The 20,490-nt window shown below is 54.5% G+C and carries 18 protein-coding genes and 4 tRNA genes; 12 read left to right on the top strand and 10 right to left on the bottom strand.

Translation table 11 applies throughout. The features are described 5' to 3' along the window. Positions 1–15 precede the first annotated feature (15 nt). The 5 genes from atpD (at position 16) to B9Z51_RS11755 (ending at position 4,133) form a co-directional block, all read left to right on the top strand. Positions 16–1,419, top strand: a complete 1,404-nt coding sequence (atpD, locus tag B9Z51_RS11775) for a F0F1 ATP synthase subunit beta (RefSeq protein ID WP_108374728.1) — start codon at positions 16–18, stop codon at positions 1,417–1,419. Between the two features lie 70 nt (positions 1,420–1,489). Continuing rightward, on the top strand, positions 1,490–1,903 hold the full coding sequence (locus tag B9Z51_RS11770) for a F0F1 ATP synthase subunit epsilon (RefSeq protein WP_108374726.1): 414 nt from the start codon (positions 1,490–1,492) through the stop codon (positions 1,901–1,903). Positions 1,904–2,126: 223 nt separating this feature from the next. Further along, complete coding sequence (locus B9Z51_RS11765) at positions 2,127–2,576, top strand: nuclear transport factor 2 family protein (protein WP_108374724.1); 450 nt, start codon at positions 2,127–2,129, stop codon at positions 2,574–2,576. Positions 2,577–2,581: 5 nt separating this feature from the next. Continuing rightward, on the top strand, positions 2,582–3,595 hold the full coding sequence (locus B9Z51_RS11760; protein ID WP_108374722.1) for a YheT family hydrolase: 1,014 nt from the start codon (positions 2,582–2,584) through the stop codon (positions 3,593–3,595). Continuing rightward, entirely contained in the window at positions 3,588–4,133 is a 546-nt protein-coding gene (locus tag B9Z51_RS11755; RefSeq protein ID WP_108374720.1) for a DUF2946 family protein, read from the top strand. Before B9Z51_RS11760 ends, B9Z51_RS11755 begins: the two co-directional genes overlap by 8 nt. Positions 4,134–4,185: 52 nt before the next feature. Here B9Z51_RS11755 and B9Z51_RS11750 read toward each other — a convergent pair whose 3' ends face one another. Then, positions 4,186–4,710 carry a cytochrome c5 family protein gene (locus tag B9Z51_RS11750; protein ID WP_108374718.1) on the bottom strand — a complete coding sequence of 175 codons (525 nt, stop codon included), beginning with the start codon at positions 4,708–4,710 and terminating at the stop codon, positions 4,186–4,188. 143 nt (positions 4,711–4,853) lie between these two features. On the opposite strand from B9Z51_RS11750, the gene B9Z51_RS11745 reads away from it, so the two are divergent. The 6 genes from B9Z51_RS11745 to B9Z51_RS11725 all read left to right on the top strand — a co-directional run bounded on the left by B9Z51_RS11745 (position 4,854) and on the right by B9Z51_RS11725 (position 9,901). Then, positions 4,854–4,929, top strand: a tRNA-Arg gene (locus B9Z51_RS11745). A gap of 93 nt (positions 4,930–5,022) precedes the next feature. Then, positions 5,023–6,549 carry a site-specific integrase gene (locus B9Z51_RS11740; protein ID WP_146187755.1) on the top strand — a complete coding sequence of 509 codons (1,527 nt, stop codon included), beginning with the start codon at positions 5,023–5,025 and terminating at the stop codon, positions 6,547–6,549. A gap of 506 nt (positions 6,550–7,055) precedes the next feature. Beyond that, positions 7,056–7,223 (top strand): hypothetical protein, encoded by a 168-nt coding sequence (locus B9Z51_RS18430; protein ID WP_158272881.1) that lies wholly within the window; start codon positions 7,056–7,058, stop codon positions 7,221–7,223. Positions 7,224–7,730: 507 nt separating this feature from the next. Beyond that, the gene (locus tag B9Z51_RS11735) at positions 7,731–8,699 is read left to right on the top strand and encodes a plasmid recombination protein (RefSeq protein ID WP_158272880.1); all 969 of its coding nucleotides are present in this window, start codon (positions 7,731–7,733) and stop codon (positions 8,697–8,699) included. Between the two features lie 3 nt (positions 8,700–8,702). After that, the gene (locus B9Z51_RS11730) at positions 8,703–9,386 is read left to right on the top strand and encodes a hypothetical protein (protein WP_146187754.1); all 684 of its coding nucleotides are present in this window, start codon (positions 8,703–8,705) and stop codon (positions 9,384–9,386) included. Then, the gene (locus tag B9Z51_RS11725) at positions 9,383–9,901 is read left to right on the top strand and encodes a hypothetical protein (protein ID WP_108374710.1); all 519 of its coding nucleotides are present in this window, start codon (positions 9,383–9,385) and stop codon (positions 9,899–9,901) included. The genes B9Z51_RS11730 and B9Z51_RS11725 overlap by 4 nt, the downstream gene beginning before the upstream one ends. A gap of 358 nt (positions 9,902–10,259) precedes the next feature. Here B9Z51_RS11725 and B9Z51_RS11720 read toward each other — a convergent pair. The 9 genes from B9Z51_RS11720 to pyrE form a co-directional block, all read right to left on the bottom strand. Then, positions 10,260–10,335 (bottom strand) — tRNA-Gly (locus tag B9Z51_RS11720). An 11-nt stretch (positions 10,336–10,346) separates the two neighbouring features. Next, positions 10,347–10,423 (bottom strand) — tRNA-Asp (locus B9Z51_RS11715). A gap of 26 nt (positions 10,424–10,449) precedes the next feature. Further along, positions 10,450–10,525: transfer RNA gene (locus tag B9Z51_RS11710), tRNA-Asn, on the bottom strand. A 1,640-nt stretch (positions 10,526–12,165) separates the two neighbouring features. Next, positions 12,166–12,885 carry a RodZ family helix-turn-helix domain-containing protein gene (locus B9Z51_RS11705; RefSeq protein WP_146187753.1) on the bottom strand — a complete coding sequence of 240 codons (720 nt, stop codon included), beginning with the start codon at positions 12,883–12,885 and terminating at the stop codon, positions 12,166–12,168. A gap of 68 nt (positions 12,886–12,953) precedes the next feature. Then, positions 12,954–13,625, bottom strand: a complete 672-nt coding sequence (locus B9Z51_RS11700; RefSeq protein WP_108374706.1) for a helix-turn-helix domain-containing protein — start codon at positions 13,623–13,625, stop codon at positions 12,954–12,956. Positions 13,626–13,649: 24 nt separating this feature from the next. Further along, entirely contained in the window at positions 13,650–14,879 is a 1,230-nt protein-coding gene (locus B9Z51_RS11695) for an HlyD family type I secretion periplasmic adaptor subunit (protein ID WP_108374704.1), read from the bottom strand. Then, on the bottom strand, positions 14,876–17,011 hold the full coding sequence (locus B9Z51_RS11690) for a type I secretion system permease/ATPase (protein WP_158272879.1): 2,136 nt from the start codon (positions 17,009–17,011) through the stop codon (positions 14,876–14,878). The genes B9Z51_RS11695 and B9Z51_RS11690 overlap by 4 nt, the downstream gene beginning before the upstream one ends. 117 nt (positions 17,012–17,128) lie before the next feature. After that, positions 17,129–18,496, bottom strand: coding sequence for a TolC family protein (locus tag B9Z51_RS11685; protein ID WP_158272878.1), 1,368 nt, complete (start codon positions 18,494–18,496; stop codon positions 17,129–17,131). A 479-nt stretch (positions 18,497–18,975) separates the two neighbouring features. Then, on the bottom strand, positions 18,976–19,680 hold the full coding sequence (gene pyrE, locus B9Z51_RS11680; RefSeq protein WP_108374698.1) for an orotate phosphoribosyltransferase: 705 nt from the start codon (positions 19,678–19,680) through the stop codon (positions 18,976–18,978). A 10-nt stretch (positions 19,681–19,690) separates the two neighbouring features. On the opposite strand from pyrE, the gene B9Z51_RS11675 reads away from it, so the two are divergent. Then, the gene (locus B9Z51_RS11675; RefSeq protein WP_108375029.1) at positions 19,691–20,482 is read left to right on the top strand and encodes an exodeoxyribonuclease III; all 792 of its coding nucleotides are present in this window, start codon (positions 19,691–19,693) and stop codon (positions 20,480–20,482) included. Positions 20,483–20,490: the final 8 nt, after the last annotated feature.

The raw sequence follows: 20,490 nt of genomic DNA, 5'->3' as shown, positions 1-20,490 counted from the left end.
TATTTGGAGCGAAAAATGCAAGCCCAAGGAAAAATTGTTCAGTGTATTGGCGCTGTGGTCGACGTGGAGTTTCCACGTAACCAGATGCCCAAGGTTTATGACGCACTCAAAATGGAAGGCTCCGCGCTGACCCTGGAAGTGCAGCAGCAACTCGGCGACGGCATCGTGCGTACCATTGCGCTCGGCTCATCCGACGGTCTGCGTCGTGGCTTGATGGTGACCAACACCGGCAAGGCCATCACAGTGCCTGTCGGCAAAGCCACATTGGGCCGCATCATGGACGTGTTGGGTGCGCCCATCGACGAGCGCGGTCCTGTCAGCCAGGAACTCACTGCTTCCATTCACCGTAAAGCCCCTGCTTACGACGAACTGAGCCCATCGCAAGAACTGCTGGAAACCGGCATCAAGGTGATTGACCTGGTTTGCCCGTTCGCCAAAGGCGGTAAGGTCGGTTTGTTCGGTGGTGCCGGTGTGGGCAAAACCGTGAACATGATGGAACTCATCAACAACATCGCCAAGGCGCACAGCGGTTTGTCCGTGTTCGCTGGTGTGGGTGAGCGTACCCGTGAAGGTAACGACTTTTATCACGAGATGGCCGACTCCGGCGTCGTGAACCTCGAAAACCTGCCTGAGTCCAAAGTGGCCATGGTGTACGGTCAAATGAACGAGCCACCAGGCAACCGTTTGCGCGTCGCCTTGACCGGTCTGACCATCGCCGAATCTTTCCGCGACGAAGGCAAAGACGTGTTGTTCTTCGTGGACAACATCTACCGCTACACACTGGCCGGTACCGAAGTGTCCGCCTTGTTGGGCCGTATGCCTTCTGCTGTGGGTTACCAGCCTACGCTGGCCGAAGAAATGGGCCGTTTGCAAGAACGTATCACGTCGACCAAAGTCGGCTCGATCACTTCCATCCAAGCCGTTTACGTGCCAGCCGATGACTTGACCGACCCATCGCCTGCGACCACTTTCGCTCACTTGGACTCCACCGTCGTGTTGTCTCGTGATATCGCTTCGCTGGGTATTTACCCAGCGGTCGATCCACTGGACTCCACCAGCCGTCAGCTGGACCCTTTGGTTGTGGGTCAAGACCACTACGAAACAGCCCGAGCTGTTCAGGGCACTTTGCAGCGTTACCGTGAACTGCGCGACATCATCGCCATCATGGGTATGGACGACTTGGCGCCTGAAGACAAGTTGGCCGTGGCCCGTGCCCGCAAGATCCAGCGTTTCCTGTCGCAGCCATTCCACGTTGCTGAAGTGTTCACCGGTTCGCCCGGCAAGTACGTCACACTGGCCGAAACCATCCGTGGTTTCAAAATGATTGTGGCTGGTGAGTGCGATCACCTGCCAGAGCAAGCTTTCTACATGGTCGGTACCATCGACGAAGCTTTCGAAAAGGCCAAAAAGGCTGCGTAAAGCAGTGCCATGGGGCGGCTGATTCAGTCTCCCCTTAGCCCGCTTGAACGCACCTTTTTAAGGAGTAATCATGAACACCATCCACGTTGATGTGGTCAGTGCCGAAGAGTCCATCTACTCGGGTGAAGCCCGGTTTGTGGCCTTGCCCGGTGAGTCTGGCGAGCTGGGCATTTACCCACGCCACACCCCGCTGATCACCCGCATCAAGGCCGGGTCGGTTCGCATTGAGACGGCCGACGGTGGCGAGGAATTCGTTTTCGTGGCCGGTGGCATTCTGGAAGTGCAGCCCGACTGCGTGACCGTGCTGTCTGACACTGCGATCCGCGGCAAAGACCTCGACGAAGAAAAAGCGAATGCAGCCAAGGCAGCAGCTGAAGAAGCATTGCGTGACGCCAAGAGTGAAATCGACTTGACCCGTGCTCAAAACGAGTTGGTCGTGTTGGCGGCACAATTGTCAGCTTTACGTCGTTATCGAAAAAAATAAGACTCTGATCTCAGAGGGTGGTTACACAGCAATGTATGCCACCAGTAAACCCGGCACTGAATTGTGACCGGGTTTTTTTTCGAGTCGTAACCGGGTTGGAGTAAACCAAATGTTGGAGATATTTAAAAACCGGTATTAAGTACGTAGAAGGTATGCCTGCACACAGTCTGATTCAATACAAAACGGCAAAATGTAAATTTGCCAGAGTATTCATCGAAAGCCCATGAACCGAGCCAAACTGCAAGCTGCCATTGTGGGTGGTACGCCAGACGACATCGAACAAACTTTTTACGAAGCGTTGCACAACGCTGACATACAGCAACTGATGGGGTGTTGGGCAGAAGAGGACGACATTGTGTGCGTTCACCCAGGCGGGCCTAGCCATATCGGGGCAAGGGCGATTCGTGCTGTATTTGAGGCCATGTTTGCCAATGGCAGTGTGCAGGCGCACCCAGAGCGGGTTTGTAAAGTGCATTCATTGGCCAGTGCAGTTCACCATATGGTGGAGCGTATCGAAGTCATCACGCCCAACGGGGCTTGCCAAGCCTATGTAATTGCCACCAACGTATATCACAAGACGCCGCAAGGCTGGCGCATGGTGACACACCATGCCAGTCCCGGTACGGCGTATGATTTGGTTGAAGTTGGCGTCAGTCCCAGAATGCTGCACTGAGATACATGCAATACAAATCACCCTTTTGGTTACCGGGCGGACATGCACAGACCATTTGGTCTGCGCTCTATGCCAAGCGTCGTTGGGCACCTCCCGTTGTCATGACACGAGAACGCTGGAATACCCCAGACCACGATTTTTTGGATGTGGATTGGCAGCATGCCAGCCAGAAAAACCGCCCATTGTTTGTGTTGTTTCATGGTCTGGAAGGCTCGTCTGAAAGTCATTACGCACAGGCATTTGCCGATTGGGCGGCCGCGCATGATATGAATTTTGCATTGCCACATTTCAGAGGTTGCAGTGGGGAGCTTAATCGGGCACCTCGCGCATACCACTCCGGGGATCATGAGGAGATAAATTGGATTCTCGAACGAATGCGTCGGCAGCATCGATCCAGTGGTGGCCACACTTTGGTCGCTGCTGGGGTGTCATTGGGCGGTAATGCGCTGATGCGTTGGGCTGGGGAGCATGGTCAGCAAGCAGCACAGGTTGCAGAGGCCGTTGCTTCCATCTGCTCTCCACTGGACCTGGCGCAAAGCGGCCGCGCTATAGGTCGGGGATTTAACAAGCAGGTTTATACGCGCATGTTTCTTCGGACGATGAAGCCAAAAGCATTGGCGAAATGGATGCAGCACCCTGGATTGTTTGATCGTCAAAAGTTGATGGCCGCAAGCGATTTATACGAGTTTGACAATGTCTTCACGGCACCGTTGCACGGTTTTCTCAATACCGATGATTATTGGCAGCGAGCTTCAGCAAAACCCTTGATGAAGCACATTCGCATACCTGCACTGGTGCTCAATGCCCAAAATGACCCTTTTGTACCTGCTGCCAGTTTGCCCAAGGCTGCAGATGTGTCTGATGCAGTCACACTGTGGCAACCAATGCAAGGAGGTCATGTGGGTTTCGCACAAGGCAATTGGCCCAGCCATGTCCGAGGACTGCCTGATGCGGTGGGTGCATGGTTACTGGGCATTGCTGGCTTGAAACACCAACAGGAGGGATTGTTCCATGGATGACATTGTTCGCCAGGCAATGATCAAATGGCCTCATGTGCCTGATTGCTTTGGTTGGCTGGGACTTGATAACCGTGGGCAATGGTACATGCGTGATGACAGAGTGCAGGCATTGGGTGCTTTTCAAAGCGGTCATTCCGGAGCGAAGGGTTCGCTCTTGAAACATGAAAAACTGATTGATTTTATCCATCGCAATTTTGATGTTGACACACATGGACGCTGGTTCTTTCAAAACGGACCACAACGGGTCTATGTTGAACTGGAGTCGACACCGCATATCTGGCGATTAAGTAAGCAGTTTGAGCCCACTTCGCAAACAGGGCAAAGTACACAAGTGTTGACCTGTCTTCTGGATGAGCAGGGACGTGTTTACCTGCGTACCTCGATTGGCTTGGGACTGGTGCACACCATGGATGTGGGCTTGGTGGCCGATGCTGTCACTCAAGGTGTGTGGACGCTTGAAGAATGTCGTTCAGACGAATTGCCGAGTCGTTATGGATATGTGATCAGCCCGCAAGCAGAGCAAACTTTATCGCTCTGAGGGCATAAAAAAAACCGGCCATCAGGCCGGTTTTTTTTCAAGCCAAAAGGCTTTATTTTTTATCGCCTTCGGCGGCAGGTGCCTTGGGCTCATCAAATTTTGCACCGCCATTGTTGGCCATGTAAACCGCAGCGCGGGCAATCTCTGTGTCATTGAAGTCACCACCGCCTTGTGCTCCCATGGCGCCTTTGCCTTTGAGCGCAGAATTCACCAAAGTCGCCAGACCTTGCTTGATGCGAGGCCCCCAAGCGCTTGCATCACCAATCTTAGGTGCGCCAGCAGCACCTGTAGCATGGCAAGCAGAGCATTGGGCTTTGTAAACTTCTTCACCCGACTTCAAGGGGCGATTGGCATCACGAATTTCCACAGAGCCGATTTTTTGGATTCGTTCAGCAACAGCCCTTTCGGCGTCACTGGCACCTGGCGCTGTTTTATTGGCCGAGGTGACGTAAAAAACCAAGCCGATGATGATGAACACCGGAATGACAAACGATGCAATGCTGAGCAAAAGCATTTGCTTGGGAGTTTTCACCGGACCGGTGTGGGCTTCGTGTTGATCGTGGCTGTTGTCGCTCATGAGATCCTCTTGTAGGGCTTGACCGCTTGGGCCAGGAGATTGACCGGAATCAACCCAGCATTATAGCGGGCCACCCTTCGTTTAAGCTTGCAAAGACAAGTCTGAAACTCAAGCCGTGAGATAATAAACCGTTCACAGACAATGCGGCTGTAGCTCAGTGGATAGAGTATTGGCCTCCGAAGCCAAGGGTCGTGGGTTCGATCCCCGCCAGCCGCACCACTTTTTGAAACCCAGTCCCCATGCGGCCTAGCAGCCGATTCGGGTCTGGCTATCATCCACTTCGCTCATCCAGCTCCATTCAGGAGCCTGTCTGTGAGCATCAAAACCCCCCGCCTGATTCGCGACCGCTGCGGCGTTTTCTATTTCCGACTGATTGTTCCGTTAGCATTGCGGCAGCTAGTTGGAAAAACAGAGTTCAGGCGAAGCCTAAGAACCAAAGATTGCATAGTCGCGCGCCAGCGCGCCTTGTCCCTGTCCCTTGCTGTGGAGGCAACAATGGTTAGTGCTAAGTTCTTGTCGAATCCGACTCTTGCGGATTTTTCGCATCTGCTCAAACCGGACGCAAAGCAAGGCATCCGGGAAAAAATCAATATTGATTTGGACAAAGGGATTGTCCAAGCGGACACGCCCGAGGAAGCGGCACAACTGCCCGCGATCTTGGCAGGGATGGCAACGGCCAGACAAATACAAGCGGCGGCGGGCATCGCTGCGGTGCTGCCTATGGCGAAATGCGGCACCACGTTGGAAAAGGCCAAATACGACTTCATGATGGAGCGAAAGACAACGCTAAGAGACTCTACGTGGCGCAAACATAGCGGTGTGCTCAATGGGTTTATCAAGGCAACCGGCAATATCGACGTTGCCATGGTGAGTGCAAAAACACTGACGGACTACAAAAAGGGTTTGCTAGCTCTCGGTCGGCAGGCCAACACTGTAAATGACCATATCACCATCCTGAACGGCTTCTTCGAATACTGCAACGGCAACGATATAGTGAATATGGTGAACCCGGCTAAGAACCTGTATATCGTTGACGCAGACAACAAGTCAGAGTCGTATAAGCCATTCACGGTGGAAGAACTGCAAAAAATCTTTCAGCCAGCCCTCTATCGAAAGAAGCTGAAACTTCCCGACTTCTATTGGTGTCCTCTGATTGCGTTGTTCACTGGCGCGCGCGCCGAAGAGATTGCCAGTCTAGATGTGGGTCAGATTTATCCGGTCAAGGGTATATGGATCATTGACATATTGAAGGGAAAAACCGACAACGCAAAGCGGCGGGTGCCGCTGCATCAAACGCTGATTGATCTGGGTCTTGTGGAATATCGCATGAGCCTACTTAGGGCGGGCTACACCAAGCTATTTCCCCACATTCAGCCCGGCACCAATGGGTATCGCAAAAACATGACCCGCATGTTTGGAACCTATCTCGATCTGCCAGACGTCAACATTGTTGACCCGCTGAAAGTTTTTCATTCCTTCCGGCACACCGTCGTGACGGCGTTGACTGGCAAGGGCGTGAATGACGGTTTGAAGCGTGCCATGGTTGGACATGATATTGACACGCGGTTGTCGTCGCATGACGACTACATCCATGCAAGCGAGTTGACGGTGCCCAACCTACATGAAGCCATCAGCCGGCTCGCATATGAGGGCATCGATTTCGAGAGGCTGAAAGTTTCGCAAGACGACTTCTTGCCCATCATCGCCAAGCGAATCATCCAGCAGGCAGAGCAAAAGAAAAAGAAGGCGGAGAAAGCTGCGGCCAAGGCAAAAGCAGAGGCCGAAGCGAAGGCCGAGGCGGAGAAAAAGGCTAATGCAAAGCCCGCGAAGAAAATCTAAAAATAGCGCCGCCCATTTTGTTTGCTATGCAAACGGAACCCCGCTCCGTGTGAGTTGCATGGTCTGCTAACAAAAGTGAATTGAGTTTCCCTCTTTGGAAGTCGCATTGATCGCAGCTTTGCCAAACTCAACCCTCTTGCTTTCTTGTCTTTGGTTTTTGGCTGTTGGGCCCTTCGGGGCCTCTGCTCCTAAACCTGTGCGGGCATGGCTTACCCTAAGGACTTATGCAAGTCCTTGGTGCCGTGCCCGAATGGATACACCATTAGCGGGGTGATGCGCCAACCAAGTGGCACCAGCTTATCAATTCGGAGTCTTGGCACTCCCTCGGGGCCGGTCTGAATCGGCTTCGGTGCAGCTTCCCCGAGATACCATCCTCGCTGCATTTTGCTTGGCCCCCTGACCCTCGGCAGACTGGTGGATCGAGAAGCCTTTCGGTTGACGCATGCCCAGCCCGATGACTGTCTTACCAAACCCAACGCGAATAGCAAGCCACCGCCGAATGGCTCTTGAAAAAATATTTGGCCCGCGTCATGGTGAACGAGCAGACTAGGAGTCCGGCCATGCCCATAAGCCCGTTGATTAAAGCAATTGACCTTTCGTGGGGCAGCGTTGACTCGATGACGCTTGAAGAACTGGAAGACCATGCAGAGCAGGTGCTCGACACCCTGCTTTGAATAATTACAACAACAGCCCGGCACCCAAGTCAGCCAATGCAAAATTGAATGGACTGAGCCGGGCGGAAAAGCTGCGGTGGCATATGCTCCATGTTCGGGGCCTCATCAACGCCCACAGAGCGGCTGCGGCGCTAGTGGGTGCCGCACAAGCGGCAGGCTCGGCCAATCTGCACCACGGGGCAAAGCATCCCGGCATCTGACCGTTTGAGTGTCTCGCAAACGTCCGGGCGCACGCCGTGCCGCCCAAAATCCACACCATGCCTAGGCTAACAGGATCGGCCTCGATGCTGTGGCCTCGGCATGCCAGCGTGCCGCCAATGCCCAGACGACCCCCGTGCAGCAGGCAGGGGGATGGTCTGGGCATGGCACGCTCTGCCTTGCTCCCAGACCTTGCAAGGCGGGGCCGGGGGTGGGTCGAACAGAACCGAGCTTGCTCGGTGTAGTGAGTAGACCGACCATCTGATGGCCGGGCGTGCAATCTCTGGCGGCGTGCGATATGAATTGAGCATGAGCACACCGCACCCAGCCGCTGCCCCCTACGCCGTGCTGAGGGTGGATCGTCGCAAGGCCAAAGCCATGGCGGCGATTGCAGCATCTTCGGCCCACACGATGCGAGAGAAGCCAACGCCCAACGCGGACCCGGATGGCGTCGCGCCGCTGGTGCTTTACCTAGCCGATGGAAAGACGCCATACCAAGCGGCCCGCCACCTGCTCGACGGTGCCGAGCGGCGAAACCGCGACACCGTGCTGTGCCGCGAGATCGTGCTCTCCGCCAGCCCGAGCTATTTTCGGCCCGGGCGGGAGAGCATGGGCGGCGTGTTTGAGCCGAGCAAGGTGAAGGCATGGGCGGCAGCGTCCCTGGGATGGGCAAAGCGGCAGTGGCCGGATCAACTCGCCTCGTTTGTCATCCATGCCGATGAGCAAAATATTCACGCCCATTTGCTGGTGGTCCCGCGTGTGAAGTCGGCGGCGGGCGTGTGGAAGCTCAACAGCAAAGCCCTGTTTGATCGGGAGCGGTTGCGAGAACTGCAAACCGGATACGGGAAAGCGTTGGCGCCGCTAGGCATCCGCAGGGGAGAGCCCGGCAGTCAAGCGAAGCATTCCGAGGTGCGGCAGTTTTATGGGGCTGTCAATGCGGCTAAAAGCTTGCCTGAGCGTGTCAAGCTGCCACCCGCACCCAAGCCACCTTTGCCACCACGCGGCATCGCTGAGGGGGCCGTTAACGTCCTCGGAACACTATTTGGCATCGAGACGCTGCACCAGCGAACATTGAAGGCGCACGCGGCGGAGATGACGCAATGGCGGGAAACTTGCAGGGAGTTGCGGCAGCGGGATGCCGCAGAATGGCAACGATTGAAGGCGCAAAGCAAACTTGCGCCTTTAATGGGTAGGCAGCAGAAAGTCGCAACCCCTCAGAGTTCCTCACCTATCAAAAGTGAGCCCGTTGCTCGTCGGCCGAGCAGCGGTCCTCGCTAATAGTTGGCCCATATTTTGGGTGCTGATTTTTATCGCGGCACAATGCAGACTGAAACAACAAAATACGGGGAAACCATGGGAACAGGAACTGGGCTATTTGCAGTTGGCGCCGCCATTGCGATAGTTGCACTAATCGTCGCTACGCGAAGTAAGTGGAATTGGCGCAAGTTTGCCGTTCCCAGTCTGGCAATTTTTGTTGGTGTATTTGCAATTGGAGGCGCTTCCATTTGGGCTTGGGATTGGTATTCCAACAGACCCACAAAGCAATCCGAACTCTGGGATGTGAAGATTGGCGACACCGTAAAAGATGTTCGCTTTAAAAGGGGAATTCCAGCAAAAGAAGATGTGCCAGAAAGTGGTCTTTCTTATGACTACGTTGCGGATGAAATGAACGCAACAGTACGATTCAAAAACGAAAAAGTAAGGGGGGTAATTCTCCATGGAGCAAACGTTAATTCAGTACACTTTTTGCAGGGTATTGGAATCGGTGGCCACTCCAAGGAAATAACAGAGCGATTTGGAAGTGATGTAGTCATAACATCGTCTCGGAGTGGATTGAAACGGCTCTATGCCTATCCTCAATATCAAATATTCTTCGGATTGGGTACGGATAAAGTGGAGATTTTTGGCATTTACGATCCGACCTACCCTGTGCCTATCAAATTCGCAGAAGATGAGGAAAAATGAGCGACAAAATGCAGGACTCCCAACGAGTTGAACCGCATCGCCTCTTGCTTAACGAACTCATAAACGAGATCAACACAAGGGAAATTCCGTATTACGCGCGCGCCCAAAAGTTTCACTATGTCGCATGGCATGTTGCCGCGACATTGACATTTGCAGCTTCAATAGTCAGTGCCGCTTTCGCCGCGTTGCTAAATGCTGAACAATTTGCAGGCGTTGGACGCACTTGGCTTGTCGTGTTGCCTTTAATCGGTGCAGCTACTGCCGGGGCCATGCGTCTCTACAAGTTCCGTGAAAAGGAAGCGTTGCGTGAGGATGGCCGCATTGAAGCGGTTGATATTCTTCGAAATGCCAAGAGCCTGAATGCTTCAGCCTCGGATGATGCCTCGTGCAAAATTGCATATCATTCGATTCGAGCAAGAATGGACAAGCTGGAACGTGATCAGCACCGCCGGGATATTGCCCTGAGAACGGATGAACGCGTGCGTTTGTTGAATGAAAGCGATAGTCGAAGCTAGTTTTGGACTGAGTTAGACTGCCCGACGGGTGTCATCCACTTGGGTCATCCACTTTTTGACTTTTTTTAACCTGCTGGCTTTTGCGAAGTGCAACAGTGGCGCGGGTTGCGAGAGGTTTTGCCCCAAAGTGGGTTCGATCCCCGCCAGCCGCACCAAAACACAATTTCGCCACCCTTCGCGGTGGCGTTTTTGTTGGTGTCAGAAAAGATGTATGTTGACTTTTTCAGAAAAGCGCAGCAGTGCAGATAGGCAAAAGAAAAACGGGGAGAGTTGCACAGCGTCTGAGTAATACGCCTTGCAACTCTATTAACGTCTTGCCAATACAGTCTGTGGGATTTGAAAGTTTGCTTGGACCATGTGGAGCGGGAAACGAGGCTCGAACTCGCGACCTCAACCTTGGCAAGGTTGCGCTCTACCAACTGAGCTATTCCCGCATGGTCAAATCTGGCGGAGTGGACGGGACTCGAACCCGCGACCCCCGGCGTGACAGGCCGGTATTCTAACCAACTGAACTACCACTCCTGAATTTCAATTGCAGCCAAAAAATTTGGCTCCTCGACCTGGGCTCGAACCAGGGACCTACGGATTAACAGTCCGGCGCTCTACCGACTGAGCTATCGAGGAACAACTGAAGGCCGCGATTCTAGCAGTGGATTTACAAAATTCTGGATTGCGCCCGATGTTTTTTGAAATGAATCGTGATGGTGGTTCTGTATATGAACAGAGAACGCACTTCAGTGTGAGAAAAGGATGAGCGAGCGCACAGCCTGGGCTACTTTGACCGACGATAAGCATAAGGTTGGTGGCTTGCCATATGCCCAGCACGTCAGGAGTTACACCGTGTCACCGACGCGCGCGTTCAAGGTCCATACGGGCGTGCCAGAGGTTAGCTCTACAAAGGCCCTTGGCCGCGCATCTGGACACATTTCCAATAAGCTTCTGTGAAGGGTGTTGCCGCTCGCATAAACGCTGAAGATCACCAGAGGGTTGGGGAATTATTCGGGAAAGTTACACGGTTCCACCTCTGTGCCATAGCTGCCAGTCAGTCCTAGATTGAGCTGTTCGAGTGACGTTATTTGGCTGTGTGGAGCGGTGACTACGTCACCATAAGACGTCAAATGGTCGCCCACAGAATAAGGCAAGTACGCGTTGGTGTTCAGATGAGAAACCGATGTGAGGCCTGTGAAGTAGAACAGAACCTCGCAATGTGATCGCAATGCGAGCATTGCGTGCAGTGTCAGATGTTTTCAAGATGTAGTCTAAGTCCATGAGATGACTGGCGTCTGCCGCGATACCACGGTCAATCAATGCCTTCGTGTTTTGCAAGTTGGCGGTGGCCAGCATCATGTTGGGTCGCATGCGTAAGTGTTGCCAGGGGTAGTTCTCTATCGAGCGGTAATAAGCAGAGGGTTTGGTCTTTCTTTAGCCATTGGCGCAATAGACATCATCAAAGCCCAAAGTCAAAGCCCCCGTCATGGACATGCACTCCACAGCGAAAGGTTGGCGCCAAATGGATAGCAAGGCTTCAAGCCGGTCATTCGCCCAGTGTTCCAACTGAGTATGGAATGCTGAGAAGTACTCTTTAGCTCAGGATCGAGGTGCACGGGTAAAGGCTGACTTGAAGCATGTTGCCTTCGGGAATTTTTCGTTGTGCTTGGTAGTCTCGACCGAACGCCACACTCTCGGGACCATTCACATTGATCAACACACCCATGTGAAGAGAATCGATAAAATGCTGAGGGCATTGTGCTGGCGTTTACCGAGGAGCCTGCATGCGCAGTCAACGGCGTGGTTTCGTCGGGGACCGCCTGGGCATGTACAACAGTCATCAAGCTGATACCCCACAAGGCCGCCGCTGACAGTGTGCCAAGGTCCGTTGAAATGAAGTGACCAATGGAACTGTAGGACATCAACAGCGGAGAGCAGAAGCGCTGCGTTTCAGGTCGAAAAATCAATACGGATTGATGCCAGCATCTGGATAGATTGTGCGCCAATGAGAGTCTGTTTATTTGACACAGACTGCCAACAAGGGTGTCGCCCAAAGGTTCCATGACTTGCTGGCACAAGTCTGCGAACAGACGGGGAGGGCAACAAGTCGGCAACAGCCATATTGGCCGTGACGACTTGTAATCAGAAGTGGATCTGCTGCGTGCGGGGCTGGGGCTGTGTCAGGATGAACTGACTTGAGCAGAGTGGGTGTGTGCGTGTCACACGCGGGATGGCGCCTTTTGCAGGCTGCAAACTGCTGGACAGAAGCGAAAATCTCAGAAGGCCAGATGCAGTTGGCTGATCAGTTGGTAATACTCGGGCCAATATTGGCGCACGTAGCCTTCTTGCTCGGCCACAAAAAAGGAGGCAGCAGCCACGCAGATCAGTCCCAATAGCCACCAGATGGTATGGCTGGAGGCGGTCACGTTTGCCTGTGCGCTGACAGGCACGTTTTCAGTGGGCTCAGTGGGTGCCGTGTCTGCAGAAGGCGTGGACAGGCCTAAGGCAAATGTGGTCGGCGCAGAAGCGGGAAGATGGGCAGGAGCCATGCGTGCGGCCCCCTCATTGGCGTTGTGAGAATTCACGGCAATATCAATTGGAGAGGCAGCCGGGGAAGCGGCTAAAGTCAATGTCGGGGTGGGGGCAGTTACGGCGGGGATAAGCCCCCTGACCACGGTGCCACGCTGCAGGCTCACCACATTGGTGGCCGTTTGGATGCCCAGATCGCTTTCGTCGATCTGATCCCAGTCAATACTCAAAAGTTGCGAAACGCGGCGTGCCGCTTGTTGGCGCAAGGTGTCGGAATAGAAAAGACTGTCAATGCCTTTTTCAATTTCATAAAGCTGCGCCAAGGAAATGCAGGCCTCTGTTGCCAGAACGGCAGGATCAAGATTCTGGGCCAAGCGCATCTGACGCAACACCTGACCTTTCAAGTCGGTGGTGGTTTCGTTGCCTAGCCCCAGCAATGCGAGGGCGTCACGGTTGGCTTGTAACAAATTTTTGTTGTGCCCTGGTCGTGCCAGTGTTCTCGACAAAGATGAGTTTTTAGAAAATGAAGTGAGCATCAGTTCCGGCATGAGGCGACAACTCCTGTCAGGTAAGCGTGCATCCATAAAGGATTCAAGGGACCAGAAATCACCTGGATCGTTGAGGGGGCACTTGTTTGTATGGAAGAGCTTAACCCTTTTTCTTGACTTATTAGTACCACAGACAGCGGCGTGCGGCCACGTTGATTGAAATTTTCAAGGGCTTGAAACGTTTTTTCTTGCTGTGCACGCGGCATTGACATTTCTACCACGATCATGTCTGGGCGTTTGCTTGACAGTTCCAGCAAGGCCTCTGTGACCGAGTCAAAGAAGGTGACGTCCACTGCGAAGTCCCAAAGAGAATGCGCTTTGATCAGTTCGGAGAGCAAGGATGCCGTTTCAACAACCACCGTGACCCGTGGCCTGATGGCGGTTTTGGCAAAAGTGCCCAACACGCTGCGTGATGCATTCTGGTAGTCAAGAATCGACTCGATGGAAATTCGGCGATGGCCTCCTCTGGTTTTCCAGCCTTTGAGGTCGCCTTGATCCACCAGTGTTTGCACCAAAGTGGTGGACAGTCCCAACATTCGGGCGGCTTCTGCAGTGCTTAAAAATTGGGGGGCGCTCATTTCGGTTTTGCGTTTCAGTGTGGGCAAGGAATCTGAAGAAGGAATGATTTCTTCGATCGACATGGTGTGGTCTTCACTCATAGTTATCTCCTGAGTTTGTTGGCTTCAACGTTCACGCAAAGCTTGCGAGACGTTTTGCAGGGGGCGGAAGAGGTATTCGAGAACACTCTTTTTGCCAGTTCTAATTTCGACCGTGGCGGTCATGCCCGGTAAGGGAATCAGTTTGAGTCCGTGGCGCATGCTTTCAGGCTCCTTGACGCGCACCATGATCCGGTACAGGCCTTCTTCCAGCTCAATGGGGTTGCCAGGCTTGCGTTGCTTTTCATCACGCATGGTGTCCGGGCTCAGGTGCTCCAAGACGCCTTCCAGGCCGCCGTACTTGTTGAAGTCATAGGCGGTCAGTTTCACGGTGGCTTTTTGGCCCACTTTCAAAAATGCGACTTCAGCGGGTTTGATGTACGCCTCGACCAGCATTTCATCTTCGGTGGGCACGATTTCCATGATGGGCTGGCCAGCTTGAACCACACCACCCACAGTGGTGATCTGGACGTTTTTGACGACACCTTTCATCGGGGACTTGATGGTGGTGCGCATCAGTGCGTCGGCACGCGCTGCCGTGTTTTCTTTGGTCTGTGACAGTTCGGAGGCCACGCGTACCAGTTCGTTGTTGGCATCTGTGAGATAACGGTTCTGTCGTTCAGCACGCTGGCCTTGCAAGTCAGCCACCTGACGTTTCAAGCGCAACAGCTCAACTTCAGACATGACGCCTTGTTTGACCATGGGCTCGGTGATGTTCAGCTCACGCGTGACTGCGGCCAATGAACTGTCCAATGCATGCAGTGATTCGAATAAAGCGCGTTTGCGTGCATTGAATGCTTGCAGTTCTTGTTGCATGAGCGCGGGAAATGCATTCAATTCACGCGGAAATGTCAGGGCTGTGCCGTAGGCTTCGGCCTTCAGTCGGGCCGCCATGGCCGCCAGAGCGAGGTATTTTTCTTGGGATTCGCGGTACACAGCGCCGCTGCGGGCGTCGTCAATGCGCAGCAGAACCTCGTCCTTTTCAACCACACTGCCCTCACGCACCAGCATTTCGCTCAGCACGCCAGAGTCGAGACTTTGGATCACTTGCTCGCGGCTGGTCGGGATGACTTTGCCTTGACCACGAGTGATTTCGTCCAGGTCAAATTGACTGGCCCATACCAGTGCCACGATCAAGGTGAAGCCGGTCATCCAGACCAGGGTTTTGCTGGCACGGCGCTCGTCGTCCTCGACGGTGTCGATGCCAAACCCCGAGCCTTGAAAGCTCTTGGTTTTTTTGTTGCTTTTGAACTTCATGCCGCAGCTCCCTGGGCTCGTGAGCCGTTCACATCAATGCCGCGTGACAGCTTTTCAATCATTTCTTGTTTGGGACCCAAGGCCACACATTGACCGTTGTCGATGACGGCGATCAGGTCAACCCATTCGAGCAATTGGGGGCGATGCGTGGACATCAGCAGGGTGCGTCCATGCAACCAATCTTTGAGCACGGCAATCACGCGTGCTTCGGTGTTTTGGTCCATGTTGGCCGTAGGTTCGTCCATGAATACCAATTGCGGGTTGCGCAGCATCATTCGGGCAATGGACAGCAGCTGACGCTGGCCGCCCGACAGGCCGCCACCAGCTTCGGTGATGGGCATGTCCAACCCCAAGGGGTGGTTGGCGACCATGTCATAGATATTCAGCGTTTTGAGCACTTCCGTGATCTTCATGTCACTGATCCAGCTGTCAGCCAAGACCATGTTTTCGCGCAGCGTGCCCATGAACAACTGGGGATCCTGGCCCACATAACCGATGCGGCTGCGGACTTCAACGGGTTCGAGTTGCTGCAAGTCGACACCATCCAGTCGCACGTTGCCAGCTTGTGGCAAGTAAAGGCCGGACATGAGGCGCAGCAAAGTGCTTTTGCCGCTGCCTACACGGCCCAGCATGGCCACTTTTTGACCTGGAGCGATGTTGATCGACAATTTCTTGATCACAGGGATCTTGTGCTGGCCGGGGTAGGCAAACTCCAAAGCTTCGCCTTGCAGCCCCCCGTGAATGACTTCAGGAACAACGTAGTTGCGGCCATGGATGCGGTCCCGAGGGCGTTTCATCAGGCCATCCAGGGTGTCCAGTGAGCTGATCGCTTGTTGGTAACGAGTGGCCAGAGACATCACGCTGGCCAATGGCCCCAGGGCACGCCCCGACAAAATCACAGCGGCCATCAATCCACCGACGGTCAATGCATTGGCGTGGATCATGTAGACACCGGCCACCACCATGCCCACAGTGACCAATTGCTGGGCGGCAGTGGTCAGGCCCATGACCCAGTTGCTCAGGCTGCGGGTGCGTTTGTAGGCATCGGCACCAGCCAGGTTGGACATTTCCCAGCGGCGTTGCAAATAGCTCTCAGCGTTGTGGGCTTTGAGCAGTTCCAAGTTCAGTACGGCCTCGACCAGCACGCTTTGCTTGTCGCCAGACTCTTTCATGTTCTCACGCATGGCGGTCATCAATGCTTTTTGCGAAGCCAGGCCGATGATCACCAGCACGGGCACCGTCAAGCCTGGAATCCATGCCAACGGGCCTGCGACCACAGCGATCAAAGCCAAGAACATCAAGACAAAGGGCATGTCGGCCAGCAGCACGAGTGAGGCGGAGGAGAAGAAGTCGCGCAGCGATTCGAAGTCCCGCATGGAGCTGGCAAAAATACCCACCGACTGAGGACGGTGCTCCAGGCGAATGGCCATGATCTCGCGCAGCAAAATGGCGTTGATGGCCAGGTCTGCCTTTTTCCCGCCCAAATCCACCAAGCGGGCCTTGAGCCAGCGCATGATGAACTCCATGACAATCGCCGCAGAGGTGCCAATGGCCAATGTCCACAAAGAAGCGTAAGCGCTGGTGGGCACGACTCGGTCGTAGACGTTCATGGTGAAGAACACGCTCGCCAGGGTGAGCACGTTGGCCACCACGGTGGCAATCATCGATTCGACGTAAAAGTGACGGAAGCGCCACAGCGTGCCCCAAAACCAGCTGAAGGCGGCCCCTTTGATGGGCGTCAGGGTTTGGTCATGGCGTTTGGGGGGTAATTTCAGTGCCAACACTTCGGGGCGCGCCAGGCCTTGAAGTTCGGCCAAGGAAATCATCTGATCTTCCATGCCACTTTCGGCCCACCAGACGACCGCATTTTGACCGTCAATGTGGCGCAAGACACAGGCACGTCCATCGGTCAGTGACATCAGCACGGGCAAGACGTAGTGCGGGATGTCTGCTATGCGAGTACGCGACCATGCGCCCATCAGACCGTTCTTGTGGGCCATGTCGGGATAAGCCGCCAATGGCACACGTCCGCGCTCATCCAGCGCAAAACCTGCTCTTAACACCTGGAAGTGCACAGGACGGCCCAGCAGCTTGGCCGCCATGGCCAAGCACATCAGCAAGGGATCGTTCATCCCGTCGCTTTGTTTCATGGCAGCCGGAGCCGACTTGAGCCCCGCGGCACCTGGTGGCGCAAAATTTATCAAGTTAGTCATAGACCATCAATTCATCAAAATATTCAGGACTCAACTTCAGCGACCGGGCTGGACTACAAGTCCAGGTTCAGAGGTAAACCTTCGGGCCAAGTCGCCAGTAGAGGCCAGCAAACGCACGCGAGCGATGCGCTCGTCGTGAAAAGCTGTTCGTGCAGAAGAGCGGTAGCCAAAGGCATCTGCCTGCATGTTCAGTAATTCCAAAAGGGATCGGCGAGCAACACGAAACTGCTGGCGGTAAGACTCGACCAATTTGTCGCCCACATCAGACTGGGCATTGCCTGTGATGGACCGGGATTGCGCCGACGCCCACTCTTGCCAGGCCAATGCGGCTTTTTCGCGGGCCACCAAGCGGGCTTCATCCAGGGCGAATTGGGCTGATTTCAGTTGGCCCTGTGCGGCTTCTACCGCGGCTGAGGTGCTGCCGCCGGAATAAAGCGGGGCATTCAGTTGCAGTTGTGTGAGGACTTCTTCGCGCGAAGTGGCTGTGGCGGCTTGTCTGGAGATGGCCACGTCAACGGTGGGCCAGTGCTGACCTTTGGCCATGCGGACAGCGGCCTCTGCGGCCTGCACTTGTGCCAAGGCTTGTGCAATCACCGGCAGATCATTCGACACCATGTCCATGGCGCCCGCCATGGTCAAGGGCATGCGGCCCAAGGGGCCGACATTTGATACGACTTCATCCAGCCCTGTGGGGCGGGCATCAAGGGGGCCGGACCAGTAACGCGTCATGCGCTGAATCGCTTGGGAGAAATCCGACTTGCGCTGCTGCAAGGTCAGCGTGGCGTTTTCCATCCGGACCAAGGCCTGTTCGTAGTCCACACGCCGACCCTTGTCGACTTCTGCGATTTTCCGGATGTCTTCCAGTGTTTCGCGGTGTGAGTTCACATTGCGCACGGCCAGGTTGTACAAGTCGGCCGTTTTCGCCCAGTTCAAGTAAGCTTCGGCCGCTTGTTGCGCCACGTCTTCCAGTGTGTTGGCTTGCTGGGACTCGGCCGCCCGGGTCAAAGCTTCCGAGCGTTGGGTATCGGCTTCAATCTTTCCACCCGACCACAGATTCAGACGGGTGGTAGGAGACCAGGTCAGTCGTTGGCTTGGGGTCAAAGGCGTCGATGAAGCATAGGTATTGGCAGTTGCCGTGACACCCAGCTGGGGGTAGTGCGCACTGCGAGCGCGTGCAATGTCAGACCGTGCGGCAGCCGTTTTGGCACTGGCTGACAAGATCGATGGGTAAGCCTGCAGTGCCTGGGAGACCACTGCGGGCAATGTTTGTGCTGTGGCATGGGCAGTCAATCCGGCCATGGCGAGTGATCCCAGCACCTGCCAGACCTGCTTGCAGCCCGCACAGAAACGAACGCGCAGCAAAGGGCCGTGGCCGCTGCTGGTAGGTCGTTTTTGATAAATCATATTGAGCATCAAGAGAAAATTGCCAAGTACATGAAAACTGAAATTCTCAAGATAAAGTTCATGGCGCGAATCCACCAATTGGGGTACGCCTCTTTGTTGTTTTCGCGTCAAATGCTTGAAAAAATCAAAAATTGAAAACTTAAAGTCTCTTAAAAGAACTCAATGAGACCTAAAAAATTAAAAAAAATTTTTCATCTTTTTCATGAGTTAGTTGATTTTTTTCAAGATACACCCACCCTGACGCATTGAATTTCCTCAATTTAGAGTCGATCACCCACCAATTCCTGATGCAATGCGGGGGTTGACAGACATGGAACAGTTGAATAAAGACGAAAAAAAAGCAGTACCCTCGAAAGAGAACTGCTAAATTTGACGAAATCAAAAACAACGAATCAAAGTGTCAGTTGTTCACAAGTCACAAGTCTGCATCCGTTGGCTCAGACATGTTTCAACGCCATTTTTGGCGCTGACTCGGCTTGTTAAACGCCGTAGCGGTCGCGGTACGCCTGCACTTTTGACAGATGCTGGCCCAGTTCGTTGCCGCTTTGGGCAGACAGGTAGGCCAGCAGGTCGGACAGTTGCGCGATGCAGCACACGCCCATGCCCAAGGTGTTGCGAACGTATTGCACGGCGCTGTGGGGTACGTCCTTGACGGAGCCGTCGGCTTGCTTTTCGGTGGCCATTTCCTGGCGGTCCAGTGCAATCGCAATCGCGTGGGGCGTGGCACCAGCGGCTTTGATGAGTTCAATGGATTCACGGGCGGCGGTGCCTGCGCTCATCACGTCGTCCACGATCAACACGCGGCCTTTGAGCGGCGCACCGACCAGCGAGCCGCCTTCGCCGTGGTCCTTGGCTTCTTTGCGGTTGTAGGCAAAGGGCACGTTCTTGCCCAGGCGGGCCAGCTCGATGGCCACGGCCGCGCCCAGCGGTATGCCCTTGTAGGCGGGACCAAAAATCATGTCGAACTCGAGGCCGCTGGCCAGCAGGGCTTTTGCATAGAATTGCGCCAGTCGGCCGAGCTTGGCGCCATCGTCAAACAGACCGGCGTTGAAGAAGTAAGGGCTCATGCGCCCGGCTTTGGTCTTGAATTCGCCAAAGCGCAACACGCCCGAGTCGACTGCAAATTGCACAAATTCTTGAGCGAGCGCCTGTGTGTCGGCGCCGCTTGCCTGTCCTGTCACCATGGGGAAATCCTTGTTCAAAATCACCAGCCTCAACCTCAACGGCATCCGTTCGGCCACGACCAAAGGGGTCGAAGGCTGGCTGGCGCAAGAGAAACCCGATTGTATTTGTGTGCAAGAGGTCAAAGCCCATGCCTCAGATGTGGCGGGCAAGTTTGAACAACTCGCCGGCCTAAAGGGCCACTTCCACTTTGCCGAGAAAAAGGGTTACTCGGGCGTGGGCATCTACACCCGCCACGAGCCCAGCGACGTGGTCATCGGCTTTGACAGGGGCGAGTTCGACGCCGAGGGCCGATATGTGGAGACTCGCTTCGATACGCCAACTCGCAAGTTGTCCATCATCAGCGTTTATTTTCCCAGCGGGTCATCGGGCCCAGAGCGGCAAGAGGCCAAGTACCGTTTTCTGGACAAGATGTATCCGCACCTGATGACCCTCAAAGCCGAGCGTGATTTCATTGTGTGCAGCGACGTCAACATCGCCCACCAGCAAGCCGATCTTAAAAATTGGCGCAGCAACCAGAAAAACAGTGGTTTCCTGCCCGCAGAGCGCCAGTGGATGACCCAACTCACCACCGAGGGCGGCGTGGTCGACGTGTACCGCCGCTTGAAACCCGAAACCACCGACGATTGCTACACCTGGTGGAGCAACCGGGGACAAGCCTATGCCAAGAACGTCGGCTGGCGTCTGGACTACCACTTGGCCACGCCCGCCGTGGCCGAGAAGGCGCGCACCGAACACATCTACAAGGGCGAGAAGTTCTCTGACCACGCGCCGATCACCATTGGCTACGACTTCTCGATCTGATCTGAATT

Source organism: Limnohabitans sp. T6-5 (genome assembly GCF_003063315.1).
Taxonomy (GTDB): Bacteria; Pseudomonadota; Gammaproteobacteria; order Burkholderiales; family Burkholderiaceae_C; genus Limnohabitans_A.
Note: the sequence above shows the minus strand (reverse complement) of the source record. Positions and strands in the feature narration are given on the sequence as shown.

Bases quoted from the DNA above. Each gene is read 5' to 3' on its own strand.
- B9Z51_RS11735 (WP_158272880.1), top strand. From the start codon at position 7,731: ATGAGCACACCGCACCCAGCCGCTGCCCCCTACGCCGTGCTGAGGGTG.
- atpD (WP_108374728.1), top strand. From the start codon at position 16: ATGCAAGCCCAAGGAAAAATTGTTCAGTGTATTGGCGCTGTGGTCGAC.
- B9Z51_RS11690 (WP_158272879.1), bottom strand. From the start codon at position 17,011: ATGAACGATCCCTTGCTGATGTGCTTGGCCATGGCGGCCAAGCTGCTG.
- B9Z51_RS11765 (WP_108374724.1), top strand. From the start codon at position 2,127: ATGAACCGAGCCAAACTGCAAGCTGCCATTGTGGGTGGTACGCCAGAC.
- B9Z51_RS11750 (WP_108374718.1), bottom strand. From the start codon at position 4,710: ATGAGCGACAACAGCCACGATCAACACGAAGCCCACACCGGTCCGGTG.
- B9Z51_RS11760 (WP_108374722.1), top strand. From the start codon at position 2,582: ATGCAATACAAATCACCCTTTTGGTTACCGGGCGGACATGCACAGACC.
- B9Z51_RS11755 (WP_108374720.1), top strand. From the start codon at position 3,588: ATGGATGACATTGTTCGCCAGGCAATGATCAAATGGCCTCATGTGCCT.
- pyrE (WP_108374698.1), bottom strand. From the start codon at position 19,680: ATGGTGACAGGACAGGCAAGCGGCGCCGACACACAGGCGCTCGCTCAA.
- B9Z51_RS11700 (WP_108374706.1), bottom strand. From the start codon at position 13,625: ATGAGTGAAGACCACACCATGTCGATCGAAGAAATCATTCCTTCTTCA.
- B9Z51_RS11770 (WP_108374726.1), top strand. From the start codon at position 1,490: ATGAACACCATCCACGTTGATGTGGTCAGTGCCGAAGAGTCCATCTAC.
- B9Z51_RS11685 (WP_158272878.1), bottom strand. From the start codon at position 18,496: ATGATTTATCAAAAACGACCTACCAGCAGCGGCCACGGCCCTTTGCTG.
- B9Z51_RS11695 (WP_108374704.1), bottom strand. From the start codon at position 14,879: ATGAAGTTCAAAAGCAACAAAAAAACCAAGAGCTTTCAAGGCTCGGGG.
- B9Z51_RS11725 (WP_108374710.1), top strand. From the start codon at position 9,383: ATGAGCGACAAAATGCAGGACTCCCAACGAGTTGAACCGCATCGCCTC.